This window comes from Clostridioides sp. ZZV15-6598, from assembly GCF_020657705.1.
Lineage (GTDB): Bacteria > Bacillota > Clostridia > Peptostreptococcales > Peptostreptococcaceae > Clostridioides > Clostridioides difficile_F.
Window position 1 is genome coordinate 43,221 of the sequence record NZ_JAGWCS010000009.1, and the last position, 18,022, is coordinate 61,242.

The 18,022-nt window shown below is 30.0% G+C and carries 20 protein-coding genes and 1 pseudogene; 11 read left to right on the forward strand and 10 right to left on the reverse strand.

What is annotated here, in order from left to right; all coding sequences use genetic code 11:
* Positions 1-50: 50 nt before the first annotated feature.
* On the reverse strand, positions 51-1,922 hold the full coding sequence (locus KGF50_RS03160; RefSeq protein ID WP_227846788.1) for a beta-glucoside-specific PTS transporter subunit IIABC: 1,872 nt from the start codon (positions 1,920-1,922) through the stop codon (positions 51-53).
* 341 nt (positions 1,923-2,263) lie between these two features.
* Here KGF50_RS03160 and KGF50_RS03165 point away from each other — a divergent pair, with 341 nt between their 5' ends.
* Entirely contained in the window at positions 2,264-3,451 is a 1,188-nt protein-coding gene (locus KGF50_RS03165; RefSeq protein WP_227846789.1) for an MFS transporter, read from the forward strand.
* Between the two features lie 25 nt (positions 3,452-3,476).
* Complete coding sequence (locus KGF50_RS03170; protein ID WP_227846790.1) at positions 3,477-4,169, forward strand: FCD domain-containing protein; 693 nt, start codon at positions 3,477-3,479, stop codon at positions 4,167-4,169.
* A gap of 415 nt (positions 4,170-4,584) precedes the next feature.
* On the opposite strand, the gene KGF50_RS03175 is transcribed toward KGF50_RS03170, so the two are convergent.
* From KGF50_RS03175 to KGF50_RS03195, 6 genes are all read right to left on the reverse strand, one after another.
* Positions 4,585-5,049: a VOC family protein gene (locus KGF50_RS03175; RefSeq protein ID WP_227846791.1), complete on the reverse strand. Its 465-nt coding sequence runs from the start codon at positions 5,047-5,049 to the stop codon at positions 4,585-4,587.
* A gap of 444 nt (positions 5,050-5,493) precedes the next feature.
* Complete coding sequence (locus KGF50_RS03180; protein ID WP_413926780.1) at positions 5,494-5,916, reverse strand: SHOCT-like domain-containing protein; 423 nt, start codon at positions 5,914-5,916, stop codon at positions 5,494-5,496.
* 100 nt (positions 5,917-6,016) lie between these two features.
* Positions 6,017-6,391: a DUF2089 domain-containing protein gene (locus KGF50_RS03185; protein ID WP_413926783.1), complete on the reverse strand. Its 375-nt coding sequence runs from the start codon at positions 6,389-6,391 to the stop codon at positions 6,017-6,019.
* Positions 6,392-6,560: 169 nt separating this feature from the next.
* Entirely contained in the window at positions 6,561-6,689 is a 129-nt protein-coding gene (locus KGF50_RS22285; protein ID WP_255654731.1) for a hypothetical protein, read from the reverse strand.
* 51 nt (positions 6,690-6,740) lie between these two features.
* On the reverse strand, positions 6,741-6,881 hold the full coding sequence (locus KGF50_RS03190; protein ID WP_413926781.1) for a hypothetical protein: 141 nt from the start codon (positions 6,879-6,881) through the stop codon (positions 6,741-6,743).
* A gap of 41 nt (positions 6,882-6,922) precedes the next feature.
* Entirely contained in the window at positions 6,923-7,270 is a 348-nt protein-coding gene (locus KGF50_RS03195) for a hypothetical protein (protein WP_227846793.1), read from the reverse strand.
* A 990-nt stretch (positions 7,271-8,260) separates the two neighbouring features.
* Between KGF50_RS03195 and KGF50_RS03200 the strand changes: the two genes are divergently transcribed.
* From KGF50_RS03200 to KGF50_RS03225, 6 genes are all read left to right on the forward strand, one after another.
* On the forward strand, positions 8,261-8,503 hold the full coding sequence (locus tag KGF50_RS03200; RefSeq protein WP_227846794.1) for a hypothetical protein: 243 nt from the start codon (positions 8,261-8,263) through the stop codon (positions 8,501-8,503).
* A 27-nt stretch (positions 8,504-8,530) separates the two neighbouring features.
* Positions 8,531-8,749 carry a hypothetical protein gene (locus KGF50_RS03205; protein WP_227846795.1) on the forward strand — a complete coding sequence of 73 codons (219 nt, stop codon included), beginning with the start codon at positions 8,531-8,533 and terminating at the stop codon, positions 8,747-8,749.
* Between the two features lie 430 nt (positions 8,750-9,179).
* Positions 9,180-9,371, forward strand: a complete 192-nt coding sequence (locus KGF50_RS03210; RefSeq protein ID WP_227846796.1) for a hypothetical protein — start codon at positions 9,180-9,182, stop codon at positions 9,369-9,371.
* Positions 9,331-9,798 carry a hypothetical protein gene (locus KGF50_RS03215; protein ID WP_227846797.1) on the forward strand — a complete coding sequence of 156 codons (468 nt, stop codon included), beginning with the start codon at positions 9,331-9,333 and terminating at the stop codon, positions 9,796-9,798. Before KGF50_RS03210 ends, KGF50_RS03215 begins: the two co-directional genes overlap by 41 nt.
* A 2-nt stretch (positions 9,799-9,800) precedes the next feature.
* Positions 9,801-11,711 (forward strand): LlaMI family restriction endonuclease, encoded by a 1,911-nt coding sequence (locus tag KGF50_RS03220; RefSeq protein WP_227846798.1) that lies wholly within the window; start codon positions 9,801-9,803, stop codon positions 11,709-11,711.
* 27 nt (positions 11,712-11,738) lie between these two features.
* Positions 11,739-13,277, forward strand: coding sequence for a hypothetical protein (locus KGF50_RS03225; RefSeq protein WP_227846799.1), 1,539 nt, complete (start codon positions 11,739-11,741; stop codon positions 13,275-13,277).
* 475 nt (positions 13,278-13,752) lie between these two features.
* On the opposite strand, the gene dcm is transcribed toward KGF50_RS03225, so the two are convergent.
* From dcm to KGF50_RS03240, 3 genes are all read right to left on the reverse strand, one after another.
* On the reverse strand, positions 13,753-14,934 hold the full coding sequence (gene dcm / locus KGF50_RS03230) for a DNA (cytosine-5-)-methyltransferase (protein WP_227846800.1): 1,182 nt from the start codon (positions 14,932-14,934) through the stop codon (positions 13,753-13,755).
* Between the two features lie 555 nt (positions 14,935-15,489).
* Positions 15,490-15,873, reverse strand: coding sequence for a BlaI/MecI/CopY family transcriptional regulator (locus KGF50_RS03235; protein WP_227846801.1), 384 nt, complete (start codon positions 15,871-15,873; stop codon positions 15,490-15,492).
* A 104-nt stretch (positions 15,874-15,977) separates the two neighbouring features.
* Positions 15,978-16,355, reverse strand: coding sequence for a BlaI/MecI/CopY family transcriptional regulator (locus KGF50_RS03240; RefSeq protein WP_227846802.1), 378 nt, complete (start codon positions 16,353-16,355; stop codon positions 15,978-15,980).
* Between the two features lie 258 nt (positions 16,356-16,613).
* On the opposite strand from KGF50_RS03240, the gene KGF50_RS03245 reads away from it, so the two are divergent.
* From KGF50_RS03245 to KGF50_RS03255, 3 genes and pseudogenes are all read left to right on the forward strand, one after another.
* Entirely contained in the window at positions 16,614-17,030 is a 417-nt protein-coding gene (locus KGF50_RS03245; protein WP_227846803.1) for a DUF6530 family protein, read from the forward strand.
* 23 nt (positions 17,031-17,053) lie between these two features.
* Positions 17,054-17,257, forward strand: a complete 204-nt coding sequence (locus KGF50_RS03250) for a hypothetical protein (RefSeq protein ID WP_255654732.1) — start codon at positions 17,054-17,056, stop codon at positions 17,255-17,257.
* Positions 17,258-17,678: 421 nt separating this feature from the next.
* Positions 17,679-18,022 (forward strand): annotated as a pseudogene (locus KGF50_RS03255) (CPBP family intramembrane glutamate endopeptidase); the annotation flags it as partial.

The window sequence follows — 18,022 nt, forward strand, 5'->3', positions numbered from 1 at the left end:
TTTTATTTGTTGATTTATTACAATAGCTTAATTTTATAGTTCTAGTCAATTTAATTATTAACTAATGAAATTATTTTATCATCTGTCGATACGTGACTAGGTTTACAAGAAACTACTTGTACAAAATCAAATGTATTATTTACTATAACTGGTGTAGTTACATCATATCCAGCTTTTTTTATTTCATCTATATCAAAGGTTATCAGTTTATCACCTTTCTTTACTAAATCTCCTTGATTGACATGTTTTATGAAGTGTTTGCCATTTAACTCTACTGTATTAATTCCAACATGTATTAACATTTCTGCTCCATTGTCTAGCTTTAATCCTATTGCATGTAGTGTTGGAAATAGAGAAGCTACTTCACAATCAGTAGGAGCTATTATTACTCCTTTTGTAGGTAATACAGCTATCCCTTCTCCCATAGCTTTTGATGCAAATACATCATCTTTTACTTCTGATAATTCTATGCTATCCCCTTCTACAGGTGAAGTTATATCAATGACACCTTCTCTTGTTTCTACTTTTATATTAGAACTATTTCCTTTAGAAGATTCTTCTAAGTCTTCAAACCCAACTATATAAGTTAAAATAGCTGAACCAAAAAATGCTATAGCACAACCCCCTAAGTAACTTAAAAAACCTAATGCTCCTGCTTCAGCATATACAGGTATAGTTAAAATACCTTGGTTTGCAAATGCGTTACCATAAGAACCACCCATTCCCATTATGCCTCCTCCGATTGCACCACATATTACGGCACACACCATTGGTTTTTTTAACCTAAGATTTGCACCATATATTGCTGGCTCAGTTATACCAAATAGTGCAGTTATAGTTGCAGACATGGAAATTGTCTTTAACCCTTGATTTTTCGTTTTAAAGAATACACCTAGAGCAGCTCCTGCTTGTGAGAAGTTTGCAGCTCCTGCAAAAGCCAATAAATTTTGTCTTCCTGTTTGAGCAACATCACTTATACCTATTGGTAGTAGTGCTCTATGTGCACCAAATATAACTAATACACACCATAATCCACCTATGAATGCTCCACACAATGCAGGGCTTAGTTCATAAATATACTTGTAAACAAAATTTATAACATTTCCTACATATATCCCAATTGGTCCAAATAAAAATAATGTTGCAGGTAACATTATAACTAATGATAAGGTTGGAACCATTATTATTTTAATTACTTCAGGTATATACTTTTCTAGTATTTTTTCAACATATGAAAGAGCCCATATAGCAATAATTATCGGAATAACAGATGATGTATATGTGGCTTTTGTTACTGCTAGTCCTAAAAATCTAACTGTTTCTTCTCCTGCCATCAAAGCTGTAAAAGTTGGATAGCAAAGTGTCGCCCCTAATACCATAGATATTATTTTATTTGCATTAAATACTTTAGCAGCAGTATATCCTAGTATAATAGGCATAAAATAGAATATAGAATCAGCCATAGCATTTAGAATAATATAACTTTGGGTCTCTTTTATATCCACGCCATTTTTGTTCATATAGTACATAGCAAGAACTGACAAAATACCTTTAATCATACCAACTCCTGCTATAGCAGGTATTGTAGGTGTAAATATTCCAGCTACAGCAGACAATATAGAGTTCATTATACCTTGTTTTTCTTCATTTCCATTTTTCTTGTCTATTTCACTTGATTGAGGTATCATTTTTACAACCTCATCATACACTTTTTTTACTTTATTACCAATTACAACTTGTATCTGACCCATACTCTCTACAACAGTTATTACTCCCTCAGTTTTAGATAACTTATCCTTATTGACCTTAGAAGTACTTTTTACTTTGAATCTAAGTCTTGTCATACAATGAGTAACTTCATTTATATTCTCTTTTCCACCTACATTTTGTAGGATTTCTTGAGCTACATTTTTATAATCCATATATAAATCCTCCATCTTCAATTATAGGCTTTTTGTTTTTATGGCCAATTAAACAAAAAAATCGAACCAAATAAATAGATTATACCCATAGTACTATATAGGTAACCTATAAAAATTGATTCGATCTTGCCTGCATCACCAGTAACACGTCTACTGTAATATTCAAATTTGTTAACTTTATAGTAACATAAGCGTTTTCTTAATTCAACTATAAAATATAATTTTTCAACAAATAATTCTTATTGTTATATCGAAATTTATATTTTAAATTTTAAAATACTTGATTTAATAAGCAAAATGGTATATTATTTCCATTATAAATATACCATTTGGAGGATTATATGAAAAAAATATTTAATCAAAAACTGCTGTTACTTTCTATTGTTGTATTTTTCTGGTTTTCACAATATGTATACATACCTTTTCAAAATCCATATTTAAGTATATGTAACGTATCTACAAACATGATTGGTATAATAATAGGCTCATATGGAATCTCACAATGCTTACTAAGACTTCCTGTTGGAGTTTTTGCAGATTCTATAAACAAACATAAAATATTTATACTATCTGGAATTTTATTTGCTGGTTTAGCATCTCTTATAAGAGTTATTTCTCCTAGAGGAGAAGGATTTCTTATAGCTAATATCTTATCTGGAATAGCATCATCAGCTTGGATTTCTTACATGGTTCACTACACTGATTTTTTTTCCATAGAACATCAACAAAAAGCTACAAGTACGATAATATTGGTAAATAATCTAGGAATGTTAATTGGATTTGTCATGAGTACCTTATTTTATGAAAGATTCGGAATGGTAAACTTATGTATTATGAGTGTAATATCTTCAATCATTGGTACACTTCTAGCCTTAAATGTAAAAAATCATCACTCAAGAAAAATAACCGAAAAAATACCATTTAAAAATTATTTATCTATATGCAAAGATAAAAGACTTATATTTTTTTCTTTTATGGCATTGATTCAACAAGGCATTCAAATGTCTACGACAATGTCATTTACTACTCAAATTCTTAAAGAACTAGGCTCTAGCTCTACCATTATAGGCTTATCTTCTATATTTTACATGGTATGCGCTGTTGTATCTTCTGGATTTGCTTCTACTAAATTTTGTACCAAACACGGACCAAAATTTTGGATTCCCTCTGTGTTTTTTTTGATTTCAGTTTATTGCTTTCTAGTTCCAACAGTAAAAAGTATTAATATAATATTCATGCTACAATCGTTACCAGGAATATCTACAGGCATACTTCTTTCTTACCTTACTAGCGAGTCTATGAAAAATGTACCAAAGTATCAAAAATCTACTGCAATGGGATTTTTTCAAGCAGTTTATGCTATAGGAATGTCTATATTTCCAATGCTAGTAGGTAAAATATCAGATTATATTTCAATACAATATGGTTATTTTACCTTAGCTTTTATTGCTATAATTGCTTCCATGTTGTCTTATACATACTATAAAAAATTAAATTTAGCTCTTAACTGTGATATAATACATTCATAAAAAAGTCACATGTTTAGGAGTTTTTATGACAAATTTAAGTGCCACTGAACAAATTATTGATTATATTAAAGTAAATATTCTAAATGGAAATTTTGAAATTAATAGTAAATTGCCGAGTGAGAGAAGGATTGCTGAACTATTTAATATAAGTAGAATTCCTGTAAGGAATGCTATAGACAAACTTTGTAAAGAAGGAATACTTAGGTCTATTCCCTATTCAAGCCCCATAGTTGAAGGATTTAAAAAAGTTGACCTTTTTTCTGATAATGAAGTTTATAAAAATCATAATATACAAGAATTTTATGTCGAATCTTTAAGAGCAAGACAACTTATAGAAAGTGAAGCTACTAAATTAGCAATTTTGAATGCTACTTCTGAAGAACTTCAAAGCATAAGATATGCTTACTTGAAATCTGTAGAAGAACTAGACAAAGTTTCTCAAGGCTTAATAGAAGAATGTTATGATGCTGACCTGCAGTTTCACAAAGAAATAATTTTAGCTTCTCATAATCCAATTTTTATAAAATATTATGAACTAATCCCTAAAACTGTGTCTTCTAACCAATACTTTGGTTTTAAATATAGAAACTCACTGCAGGATATGATTAGTCATCATCATGAAATAATGATGGCTTTTGATAGGAAAGATGCTAATTTGGGTTATACATCAATGTATAACCATTTAGAGGGAGTTATTCAGTTATTTCAGCGTGATTAAACTTCTATTTATAGGTCTTATAGTTAAACGCGTGAGAATTATATGTCTTATAGTTCATACTTATGAGAACTAAATATTTATAATATGTACTACAAAGAGCTTGTTTTAATATACTACTAGACATAGTGTACAAATAAGCTCTGTTTTCCTATTCACAAATTATTTTATTGAGTATCATAATTAATATTAGATTATATAATCGTTACTTAAAAATAAAATTGCCTGTAATATAAACAATTATAAAACATTATTTGGTAGATTTCTTTTTTCCTAGTTTAGTGTATTTTTAATGATTATCATATCATTTCTTTAATTATGCATATAAAAAACAGCAAATCATGAGAATTTACTGTTTTATATTTTGATATTCAGACTTACTTAATTTTATATTCAGATTTACTTAATCAGCCATAATTTAGCCTTGCAAAATTTGATTGACATCATCAATAGTTACATCCATTCTCGTCGCCACTTCTGTAAGATTCATACCTTGTGCTTGGAATCTATTAACTACTGATTTCATAGACTCACCTATTTCAATTAAATGATTATCCAAGTCATAAATTCGAACTACCTTTTGCCCCCATGGTGCTTCTTCCACATCACGAAGTAAAGTAACATCATTTCTTTCATTTAATTTTGATATAAACTCTTCAAAAGACTCTGCTTCAAAGAATATTTCACAATTATTCTCTTTGTCTTTCATGTCTTCTTTCGAGATTCCTGTCAACCAATCAAAATCTTGTTGCAATGACAATCCACCCTCAAATACAATGTTTTTTCCATAGTCAACAATAACTTTTAAATCAAATAATTCTTCATAGAATTTACGAGCAATTTGAATATCTTTTACTGCAAATAAACAACCTGCATATTTCATAAGTTACCTCCATTAAAATTAATACATAAATTATAACATTGTACCAGAAAAAAATATTGTAAAAAACGGACATGCTTTTGTAATTTTTAAGTCAATAAATATAAGTGTTCTAAGTAAATGTGAGTTCTCTAAGCAATAGCAATATACAAAATAAACACTACTTTATAAGCGAATGGATACAAAGGTACCATCCTGAGTTTCCACATGAACAATCTCAAGTCCCTTGTACTGTTTAAGAACAGACTGACACTCCCGAACGAGTCCCTGTAGAAACCTTTTGGTAATGACTTCCTGATATGGCTCTGGGAGTGATTTTTTAATCTCTGCAATAACCGATTCTGGCAACAAAAGGACTGCAGTATTTGCTAGAAACAATGGTATGGGTAGCCACAAATTTGTTTCTTTTGAGCGGACAATAATGCGCATAAATCTATTCTCCTAGTATTATTTTATAAAAACTTTAACTGTAGTGCCATCAGCGGAGTCAACCTCTACGATATTACCAAGTGTTTCATTATCCAGACATTCAAGAATAGAGGTAGTAAGAGCATCTAGGTCTATACCTTGCAAATCTTCATTCTTAATTGGCAACTTACCCGTCATTTTCAACACTTGACGTATAATCTTTACAGGAAGTTGCACATTTACTTTATCCCCATCTGGAGTGTCCACAATAATCTTCAACATCTTATTTTCGTATGAAGTAGTGCTTTGTTTGGTAAAAGCTTGACTATCAAAGTCTTCTGAACAATTCATAAATTCTTCTTCAGGTGTAGTTTTCTCTAATGCATCAATCAAATCAATTGCCTCTTTGGCAGAGAGCTTGCCCTCCTCCACCATTGTTAAAATTCTCATTTTTTCATCCATATTATTTTCCTCTTTTCTGCTCTCCTACATCCATTTCAGCAGAAATAGCCTCGTATTTTGGTGACTATTTCTGACTATTGTTAGGAATGGAGATAGAGCTTCATTTATTTTCTTTCATTTGTTCTAATGCTTCTGCTGAAGTGATTTCTCCTTTTTCCAGTGCATCTAAAATCTCCTTTTTACGTGAATCAGAAGATGATGTTACATTAGGTTTCCCATCTAATTTTTGGATAATATCATCTAATCTAGAACGAACAGTTGGATAAGATATCTTTAGTTCTTTTTCCACTTCTTTTATGTTACCACGACATTTTAAAAACGTTTCTGCAAAAAATAAATCATCTGCAGATAGATAGTCAAATGCACTGAGGCAGAAATCATTTTCAATCACTGTATCACAGTTTTCACATTGTAGCTTGACAACTTTAAGTTTTCTTCCGCATACTGGACATCGGCTGATAACTTGATACATCATATCACCTTCTTTCAATCTAATATCTATAATATAAATCAAAAAATTAATAAAGTCAATATATACATTAAAATAATTAATATATACATTAAAATAATTAATTCAATACTAAAAATATTATCAATTTATACTTATAAATTGATAATATAAACACTAGTTTTTGTATTTTTCTTTAAAACTCCTTATTTTTAATCTTTTTTGTAAAAGCTGCATTCATACTCATTGGCACAAAGAAGTAAACCTGAAATCCAAGATGCATTCGCTCTATCTGCTCACAAATCACATCAACAGAAACATCCATACTGCTTTCATTAATACCTATAGCTACTGCACTATTGGCATTAATGAAATATCAATTAGCATAAGCCTCATAATCTAGTCTTTCTTCGCCATCATCTCTAAGAGGTGTTTTCAAAATAGAGAGTGCAGGTACACTCTTATTATTTCCTTTAAGCTTTGATTCGTCCTCGTCATAGGCTATCTTAGTTGCCACTTCAATCTTAGATACTGCTACTCTATATGATTTTGAAATAATTAAGCTAACACTGCTCTTACTTCTTCACAAGTAAGTTCTTTTTTTGACTTAGCTTTCGCAACAAGCTTTGTAACTGCTTCAGCACTAAACATAGTGCCTAACTTATCTGCAATACCTACAGGGGTTTCACCACACTTGCGAATATCATCCACGAACACTGACAATTCTTTGACTTTTCCCATTAGAATTTCCTCCTTCGATATTTTTTCTTGCTCACTGAAAATTGCTAATTTATCAGCAAACTTTCTTGACACCACACTAATTGCAATAAGAATAAACCCCACATTTCTTAACTGGCCAACCGTCCTAGTTGCTTGACTTATATTTCCTTGTGTACGTTTAGCCACTCTGGACATCCTTGTTCGAGGGATGAACATTGAAACGGTTTATATCACTGTGGTCTTCACTAACCACAACCTACAAAATATGTATTGGTTCTGTATATTCAAACAAAATTTACACTCTACTACTGGTAAAGTGTGTATGTCAGTGATATAATGATTTAGTAAGATCTGATAGGGGCTGTACTGACTGATAAGCCTCATCTCTCTTACTAATTAAAAGAGTATTGTTAATTCAGTTAATATTTAAAAAGCAGAGGCAACCTATTGCAAAAGATATAATTCTATATCTTTGTGGTGACACTTTTCTTACCCAGATATTAATGGTAAGACTAGAACTAACAACTCCCACAGAGCATACAAACGGACAAAAAGAAAGCCTCTCTGAACAAGAAATATTCATGAGGCTCATTTTAATATATCAACTTTCAGATTTTTTTTGGTACAAGTCTAAGAATCTATACCAACCAGTATAATAATTGTACCAATTCGAGGTATGGAATAAAGATATATCCATAGATTGTATATCTACTACCGCATCAAAGATTAAATGAAGCCCTTTTCGAATTAGATATTCGACGCAGTTCCTCATTCAACAAATTTAATCGTATGCACTTGAGTATTAAAAAAATAGATTTGATAGCTGAACTACAATAATTAGGATTCTAGATTTAAAGAGAGGTTAAAGCGATGAACATTGAAGAAGGAAACACAACAATTTGAAAATACCTTTCTATAAGACGGGAAAACGGTATAAATTCAAATTATCTGAGATAGACGATTATGTTAGGAGTGAAAAAATCACAGAATAAACAAGAAGGATACTAATGGAAGATAAAATTCAATCAGCCATCAAGTCCATTGCACTTGATGGTTGTACTTATCATAACATTACAGTAACACCTACACTCATCAATTTCTTTTTTGGTAAGAATGGTCTAGGTAAATCTACTATTGCCCAACAGATTATAGGTAAGCTCAGGAGTTGTTCCTGCTATGTCTCATTATGATGTTCTTATATATGACAGAGCTTTTATTAACCACAACATTCAGGAAAATACCAGAATGTTCAGTGTATTCAGTGTAAGTGAGGGTAATATTAAAAAGCAAAAAGACAGTGATGCTAAGGAAACTCAACTCAATGACCTTGGCACAAAATATATGGAAAAGAAATATAAGCATTATGATAAATCCAAACGTCCTACTTTCCTTTTCAGTACCCTTGATGATGCCTGTTGAAAAACCACTACAACTTTCCGAACCAACATGCTTCTTGCAATGAAAAACAAGCGTGGCAGTAAGTCAGCATTTGTTGATGAACTTATGTCCATAACAAATCCCAAAGAATGTGTTATTTCTGAACTACAAACTCTTTACTCCACAGCATTCGGCTCAGATACTGCAATATATCAGAAATTAACTCCCATAAAACCTATTGCAATTGAAGGAATGGCTGAATTTGATTACTTGCAAAAGCAGCCATAAGCAGTGCCGATACTCCTTTCGCAGATTTTACTTGTGCCATTGGCGCAAGCGACTGAATTAGACAGGGGTATAAAAAATTCAGCCACACTGCCAGAGATAAATGTCCTTATAGTAGGCACTTCTTGATGACTATGAGCAACATATTTCATCCTGTCTTGATGCAATGAAAAAACTTATAGATGATGGAAATGTTCTCAAATAAGAAATCACAAAACTTTCAGGTCAGATAGCAGACATAGATTCCACCATGAACAACAGTTCACTTTTCATCATGAGTTCTATAGTTCGTGAACTGATTTCGATATGCTTTAATAACAGCTCTACCCCAAATGTAGATGTCTCATGGTTTATCAAGCAGATATCTATAATGACACACAATGCTTTTTTCCACAAGGAAGTATCCTATGATAAATTACGATATTTTCACTGCGTGAATTTCTATTTGATAAAGAAATCCAATAATGTATCTACGATAGATCTTTGCACGAAAAAATACCAATATTCAAGTAGTTATGGAGCAGGAACAACACTATCAGATGATGATAGAAATATCACTATAATAAAAAAGGAGGAAATGAGACTTGATTCCAGTTATGAGTTTTTGGCCAAATATTTACTATAAAATCATCTCACAAACAAAATTAGTTGAATACCGTAGATGTTTTCCTAAAAAATGTACCTATGCATATATGTACATAAGTAAACCAGTAAAAGCTATATGTGGGATTATTTATTTCAGCAATAAACATAGTCTATCTGATTGGAAGGAAGAATATTCTTCCAATCCAGAAATATTATCCAGAATTCATGATTATTCAAAGCAATACAGATATGGCATGGAAATTGAGGGAATTCAACTAATAATACCAATAACGCTGGATATGCTAAGAACGAACGTGAATAATTTTGTGGCACCTCAATCATATTTGCTATTAGAAAACAATGTGGAATTATCAGAATATATAAAAAACAACACTTTTTTTATTGGGGAACGAATAAACAATAACCTGAATAATATTTTTCCTGACCATATTTGTAGGAGGTACTAAAAATGATAAAAGTATTTGAAGCTTTTGCTGGCTATGGAAGTCAAAGAATAGCTTTGAAAAATTGTAACATTCCGCACAAAGTTGTGGGGATATCTGAAATTGAAGGAGATGTAATTCTTTCATACGCATCTATACATGAAGACTTCTTAAAAAAAAGAAGTGAACCATTAGATATATCTACCGAAGATATGCGTAAATACCTAATCAGTATAAATGTTCCTTTAGATTATAAAACATTCAAAAATAGAGTTAATTCGTTGAACAATAATAAAATTAAAGATATGTTTTTGGCAAACACATTAAGTAAAAACTTCGGAGACATTCGTTTTATAAATCCATCTATGTTACCAGATTTTGATTTTTTTACATATTCTTTTCCGTGTCAAGATATTTCCATTGCAGGATATCAAAATGGATTACATGAAAATTCAGGTACACGCTCATCTCTACTTTGGGAATGTTGCAAAATTATTGAGATTAAACGACCTCAGTACCTAATGATGGAAAATGTTAAAAATTTAATTGGTAAAAATCATAGACAAAATTTCGAGAATTTTTTATTATATCTAGAATCATTGGGATATACAAATTTTTGGAAAATTTTAAATGCACGAGATTACGGAATACCTCAGAATAGAGAACGAATATTCTGTATAAGTATCCTAAATTGTAAAAAAGAATTTATATTTCCAAAGCCACAGCCACTAACACTTTATATGAATGATTTACTAGAAGAAGATGTACCAAATAATTTCTACTTAAAAAATAATCAGTTTACTGATTCACCAATAAAACAGCAATACATTTACTGCTTAGATTCTAATTATTGGAAAGGAACATTTTTAAAAGATTTTATTAAAAAAAAGCGTAGACAAGTTGTTTCTGGTCCTATTAATGAAAATGGGAAATACCCTGCCAGAAGATTAACTCCACGTGAGAGTTGGCGGTTCATGGGGGTTAAGGATACAGATTTTGATAAAGCCAATCAAGTAGTCAGTAACACCAGTTTATATAAACAATCTGGCAATAGCATTGTTGTACCAGTATTAGAAGCAATTTTTAAAGAACTTTTTATTTCATATCAAGAGGAGGAAATTTTTATGACACCTAATAAAGCAAACTTAATTCATTTATTTAGAGAGAATGTAAAAGGTAAGCAACCGGATGTATCAGGACGTAATATCCGACATGATGGCCGCAAAGGCAATTGGCTTGAAGAACAATTTGGGAAAACACCAGATGCAGATAATCATGCCGATTTTTTTGGATACGAACTAAAGAACGAAACAACAAGTAAAACAACATTTGGGGATTGGTCAGCTAACCGTTATATCTTTAAGGATGGCTCTTATGTGGGGCTTTTCAAAGGAAAGAACAATTATGAAAAACAAGATTCTTTTTGTGAAATATTCGGCAAACCTAACGCTGAAAAAAACAATCGCTTTTCTTGGTCTGGTAGTCCTGTTCCCAAAATCGGAAGCTACAATGATTATGGTCAAATACTTATCATAGAATCAAATTATGACATTACTGCTAGATATTCATACAGTAAAGACAATCGCCCAGATAAACATATTATTGTACCAGACCAACTCCAAGAAGAAGATTTGGAACTAGCTAGATGGTTTGGAAAAACTTCTCCAAGCGTAAAGCAGAAGGACAAATGCTTGAAAATAAAACTAGAAAATAAATTCAATGATAAAGGTTGGTTTACTTGCAAAACTGATGTAAATGGAAAATACTGCGAGATATGTTTTGGTAATCCATTCAACTATGATGATTGGATTGAACTGGTAAGAAGAGGAATCGTTTTTTTTGATAGTGGTATGTATCAAGGTAACAAAAGACCATATTCTCAATGGCGCGCTAATAATACATATTGGGATAGTCTTATAGTTGAACGATATCAATAATAATTTGTACAAAGGAGAGGTTACATAATGTTTAATTTACAGTATCAAATTAAAATAATGGTAGAGAATGTACCAATTCAATGGATACCAAAGATTGAAATATATTACCCTGATTTACCTCAATTTCCTATTATGTATATTCATTCAAAATTGGAAGATAAACGTCTTATAGCTTGTCCTGTATCTGTCAGTTATGAAATAAAAGATAAGTTTTGTGATGCTTGTTTTACTGTTCTTTGTAACTTAAACCCAAGCAACTCTAACAAGGTAGAAAATGTTATACAGCAAGAAATACAAGAAAGAATAGGAATCAGTAAAAAAATAACTCTTCAAACAATAATTAATTGTTGTAAAGGAAATAAAGATTATGAAGGCATTATGTCTGAATTATGGAAATACATTGAAATGTCGTATGGTGCAAGTATTCCTTTTGGAAAATTTTATGAAGAAATCTATTCTATACCTAGATTTGTAGCAGCATGGCAGCCAAAAACAGGACGTCAAAGTGAAATGCGAATGCTTTATAATTTTATGAGTACCTTTGGGGAAGAAGTGCTTTTCCCCAACCAATGGAATCATTTAGAATACTATGTTATTCCAACCTATAATGATGTTAAAAATTCTAATTATACAGACTTTCCATTATTTTATAAATTATATAAAAGCATAAAAAAATTATATGAACTTGAATTTACAAATACTTACTCTGTTGAAAGCACCTCATTTAAAGTAATGCCAAAAGCATGGAAACAAAACAAAGACGATTTTATCAAAAATGTAAGCTCACCTCTACTATCTTCAGGAAAATTTGATGCAGAAGATAAATTTTATGCAGAAAAATTGGTAGATGCGTTTAATCGACACGCTTGGAGAGCTGCTTACTTTATAAGCTCTTTTCTAAATATAGAGACCACTGACTACAAAATGTGGAGTAAAGGATTCTTCAAAACATTTTACGAAAACGGCTCTAAATTAAAAGGCTATTCTGAAAAAGTTATTGCTTGCTATTTACAACAAGGATTTGGCAAGGAAGAAATTATCCCTATAGATACATGGATAGAAACATTTTATCATTTTCCATTAGGTATAGAAACTAGAAGTGAGTTTTACGAAAATTTTGACGGACTAGGTAAAATTGAGCGCGTAATATGGCTTGCTAGCCAATCTAATAAAACAAATATGAAAAATTTTTTCGACATATTATGGTGTCAAAGATATGGAGTTATAGGTAATTCTGAGCTACGTGGTGTTAATCCCCTTGCGTGTTGCTGTTGCAAGCTAAATTCGACCTGCATAGGACTAAAGAAAATACTAAACAAAAATGTGTTAATCTCCAATACTTTAACTCCTGAAAAATTTGTAGATATATCTTATGATATTGAATCTCAAGTAGATTTTATTTGCTTATTAGAAGATGATATTCCTAAAAAAACATACAAAAAAATGTCTAAGGGCTGGGTTTTAGTTGATGAGTTCAGCGGATACATTATGACTGAGAAAAATAAAATTTCATCTATAAATAGTGAAAATCGAGTTATAACTGTTTCTGATTTTATTTATAGATAATAAAATGATATGTGGTCGCATTTAAATTTTTATCTAGTGTAGAAATAGATAATTATGGCAGTAATCAGCATGAACTACATTGTGCAAAAGCATTTAAATGGAACTATAAATTATATTACTAATGGATAAAATCTACAATCATTTATTACTTCATTAACTTGGTATGATACTAGAGAATTTGCCAATAATAATTGTTCAGAATATAGATTTTATTACACTAACCAAATTAGTGATTTTTCTCCTCAAATAGGAGACATATTATTGATTAGTCAGGATATAAATTAAAATGTTATAATCGTACCAATTTAATAATTCTATAATCAAAAGTACAATTTTACAGAATATAAATAGATTTACTTCATACGAACATGCTAACAGTTCTTTATACTCTGCCAGTTTAAATAATGTTCCTTTTTTGATGAATATAATTTAACAAGTTAATAAAGAGACTTCAAAATAACGAAGTCTCTTTCTTTTATAAAATATTATATTTGCTCATATATTCTAACATGGATTTTGCAACAGCTTCTATTACATTTATACAAACTGAATTTCCAAACTGTTTGTACGCTTGTGTATTGGAAACTGGTATTATAAAGTCTTCTGGAAACCCTTGTAGCCTTGCACATTCTCGCGGGGTAAGCATTCGTGGATTTTTCTCTCCCTGATCAATCAATGCCTCGCTACCATCTTTGTAATATCTGGCACTAATTGTACTTGTATATTTACTCTCATTATTAAATAAGCAGAATCCAAAACCATTCCCTTTTTTTTCATGCTCTTTCTTTCTTTCAAGATGCCCTTGATACAGTTTATCAGAAATTGTATATTTTTCCAAAACACTTTGTTCGAGGATAGAGCCAACATTTATGCTTTCATCTATCTGTCCTTTTGGATATTCAAAAGGAGTAAAATCTATAGGCAAATAATCCTTATTAAATCCAACAATAATAATTCTCTCTCTATTTTGTGGTCGTCCAAAATGATATGCATTTAATACTTCTGGTTCTGGAACATAATAATTAAGCTCATCTAGGATATTCAAAATAACCTTTATAGTATTTCCTTTATCATGTCCTCTCAATTGCTTTACATTTTCAAGCATAAAAGCTTTTGGACGCTTTTCTTTTAAAATATTGGCAATGTTAAAAAAAAGTGTACCTCTTGCATCTTCAAATCCCTTTTTTAACCCAGCTTGAGAAAAAGGTTGGCAAGGAAAGCCCGCCAAAAGGATATCATGAGCCGGAATGTTGTTCACATCTATCTCTGTAATATCTCCCTCTGGTATTTCTCCATAATTTATTCTATAAGTTTTCTGAGCAAACTTATCCCACTCAGATGAAAATACCGTTCTTCCACCACACCTTTGAAACCCCTGCCTAATACCACCAATACCCGCAAATAAATCAATTTGTGTAAAACGACACTCCTCTTCAGTAGGTGCTTTATAAGGTGGTTCTGTTGGAAACATAATAATTTTATCATAAATATTATCTGGAACAATTTTTGTTCCACTTTCCCAAAATTTCAATTCTTTTTCGTCTTCTTTAGATAATCCCAAAGCATCTGAAAACTCTTTTCTTGTTATGTCTAACTTTTCTCTAACAGCTTTTATTTTATCGCTACGATGAGAAGTATTTAAGACCTCTATACTCATATTGTAAATACCTCCATTTAATTTTATCATCTACTGTATATGCTCTATTTATCAAAAAAAGCAAGTCTTTTTCGATAATATTATTAATATATTTTTAAATGCAATACTTATTTTCATTCATAAGACATTTCTATCACTGTCAATAATACCATGCACTTACACTTTGTCAGTAGTCCTATACACTTACCAAGGCATAATCCCAACAATCAATCAACCCTTGCAAACATTTAATTTGAGTGCATTCAGCTATTGTTTTTTCACTCTCAGAGTATTTATCAAACGAAACGATTTTTTTGCATTTTCAAAAATGCTGTGTTTATGGGTATTCTCGGCATGGCTATCGCTAAGTACGTGTAAGCAATACTACAGTCTCGCAATGTGGTGTTTCTTGAAGCGTTGAAACTATCACATTTTTCTTGAAACTATCTAACTTACTTTATATTTACAGTAATAGAAACTACTGCACTATATAATACTATATTAAACTTTTTAATAAAAAACAAGCCCTTTTAAAACGGTGGCAAAACGGTGGCAAATCGTATTTTGCCACCAAATTTATTCATCCTCTTTTAAATTTCTAAACTCTTCTTCTAACTTATCTAATTTCTCATCATCTAATTCTTCATCATCTCTATGCAATGCTGAAATCAAACTCTTAACAGAATTTTTATGTATATTTTTTATAAATTCTCTTGTTTCAAATCTTTGATATTGTTTTTCTTTTACTAACACATTATAATGTGTATGTTTATCTATTTTCTCTGTTTCTAAAAATTCTCTTCTTTGTAATCTTTTTAATACTGTAAATGTAGTTGTATCTTTCCATTCATATTTTTGTTCCATAGCCTCTACAATTTCTCTTGATGTTAATATTCTATCTGATTCCCAAATATATCTCATTACCTTTAATTCTGCTTCTGGTAACTTACTAATTTTCATGACATATTCCCCCTATTGCCAACTTATCTATAGATAAATTTTATCTCAATAAAGTTTTACAAACAAGATAATTGAGATAAATAATATTTCCAATTTATACCATATCATTCTTCTAAATTCCTATAATACTCTTCTAATTTATCTAATTTTTCATTGCTTATAGACTTATGTGTAGTCGTAAGAGAACGTATAATTCTTCTGTTTTTAGTAGATTTTAATACTTTTTTACTAAAAGCATCGTACTCTTCACTATCTATTATTATTTTATAATATGATTGGAATCTTATAATATCTCTCGCTAAAAAACCCTTATAAATTAATCCTTTTAACACTATTTTTATTGTGCTCCTGTGCCATCCACACATCTGTTTTATGTCTCTTATTATTTCTTTTTTAGACATCAAAGAATCTTTTTCCCATATATAATTCATTACCACAAACTCTGCTCTTGCTAACCCTTCTATTAATGTTTCTTCTTCCACTTTTTGTCACTCCCTCAAATTCTGTCTAGTTCAAATTAATAATAGGACTGTTTAATTCATATATCTACAAGTAATTATTTCCATATATTTATATATAAATACTATAACATTCACTTATATACTCTCTATAATCTAGTTATTTCAATTATATTACTAAATATATTACTAATCGTTTTATTTATCAATTTACTTGACATGTATTAAATTATTTAGTAAAATGAATTTAATAAAATTTTTAAATAAAAGGAGATTGATAAAATGAGAGTACCTGAATATTTGTCACATAAACCTATAGTAGCAGTAGATAATTACGATAGAATTGATGGAAAGTATGCAAACAATTCTGATGCAAAAGCTTTATCTTTAGGGAAAGCACAATGGAGTGATGATAAGAATATTGAAATTTCAGCTAAAGTTTGGAGGCATACTGGAGAGAAATGGTCTAGACAAAGCGAAGAATTACCTCTACATAGAGTATTGGATTTAAATATATTAATACTATCAATGATGATTAAAAAAGATAATAATCTTTCAAAAACTAATTTAGATGAAGTTATATTAAATGAATCTGATAACAAAATATTAGAAAAATTTTTAGATGAAAATCAAGAGTATCTAGAACCTAGAATCAGAGAATTAAAAAGAATCTTAAATGAAATAAATTTAGAAGATTAAAGTTAGTTAAGTAGGTGAATGAATTGTGTAATTTTAAAACTTACATATTAAAAAGGACTCTAAACAACAACCAACTAGAGATAACTCGAAGTTTTGACTTAGATAATCTCATTTGTACTGCAAAAGAAATATTAGAAGAAAATGAGATAGATTTAATAATTGTCAACGAAGGAAACAATGTTGTTTGGAAAAATGAAAAAAGCACTCCCCAGCAAGAGAATGCTTAATTGCAACTATAGAAGTGTACTACGAATACACTTCTATTTTTTTATTATATCATATAATTTATGTTGTTAAAAAGAGCTATTTAAATCAATTTTAAGACGTGTTGAGTAATGCTCTTGATAGTTTATACATTGATGAATTTCAAAAAAATAAGCACTCTTTTTATATATGAGTGCTTTAAATGTATATTTATGAAATATGTAATATAATTATAACATGTCTTATGTTTTAGTATGATAATTTTCGTTCGCTTTATTATTGCAATTTATACTATAGTTTTATATATTTCTATTAATATTTGTAATATTTTAGATACTCTTTATACTTGTTATACTGCTATAATTTGATTAAGAAATTCAATTTGATACAATATGATTTTATGATTACATAAAAGAAAGCAGTATTTTAAAGGAGGTTTTTATATTGAAATTACAAGAAAAATGGATTGATTTATTAAATCCAAGATATATTGAAAATGAAGTTAAAAGAAAGAAAATTCAGATTACAATATTTTTTTCTATAACTTTTGGTTTAGCTTATTTATTAGGTTTTCTACTATATTTCAATAAATTTATTGACCCAGAAAATTTTGCATCATTCATGATGATACTGCCCTTATCCTCAGTTGCAATTGCAAAATTTTATACAGAAGGAATAACTAATGATAAATATAAATTTTATTCATCAATAATATTATTTTTTCTAATTTACTTATTTTTACTTATTATCGAATTATTAAACTTAATAAATAATCAACAATTTCAATC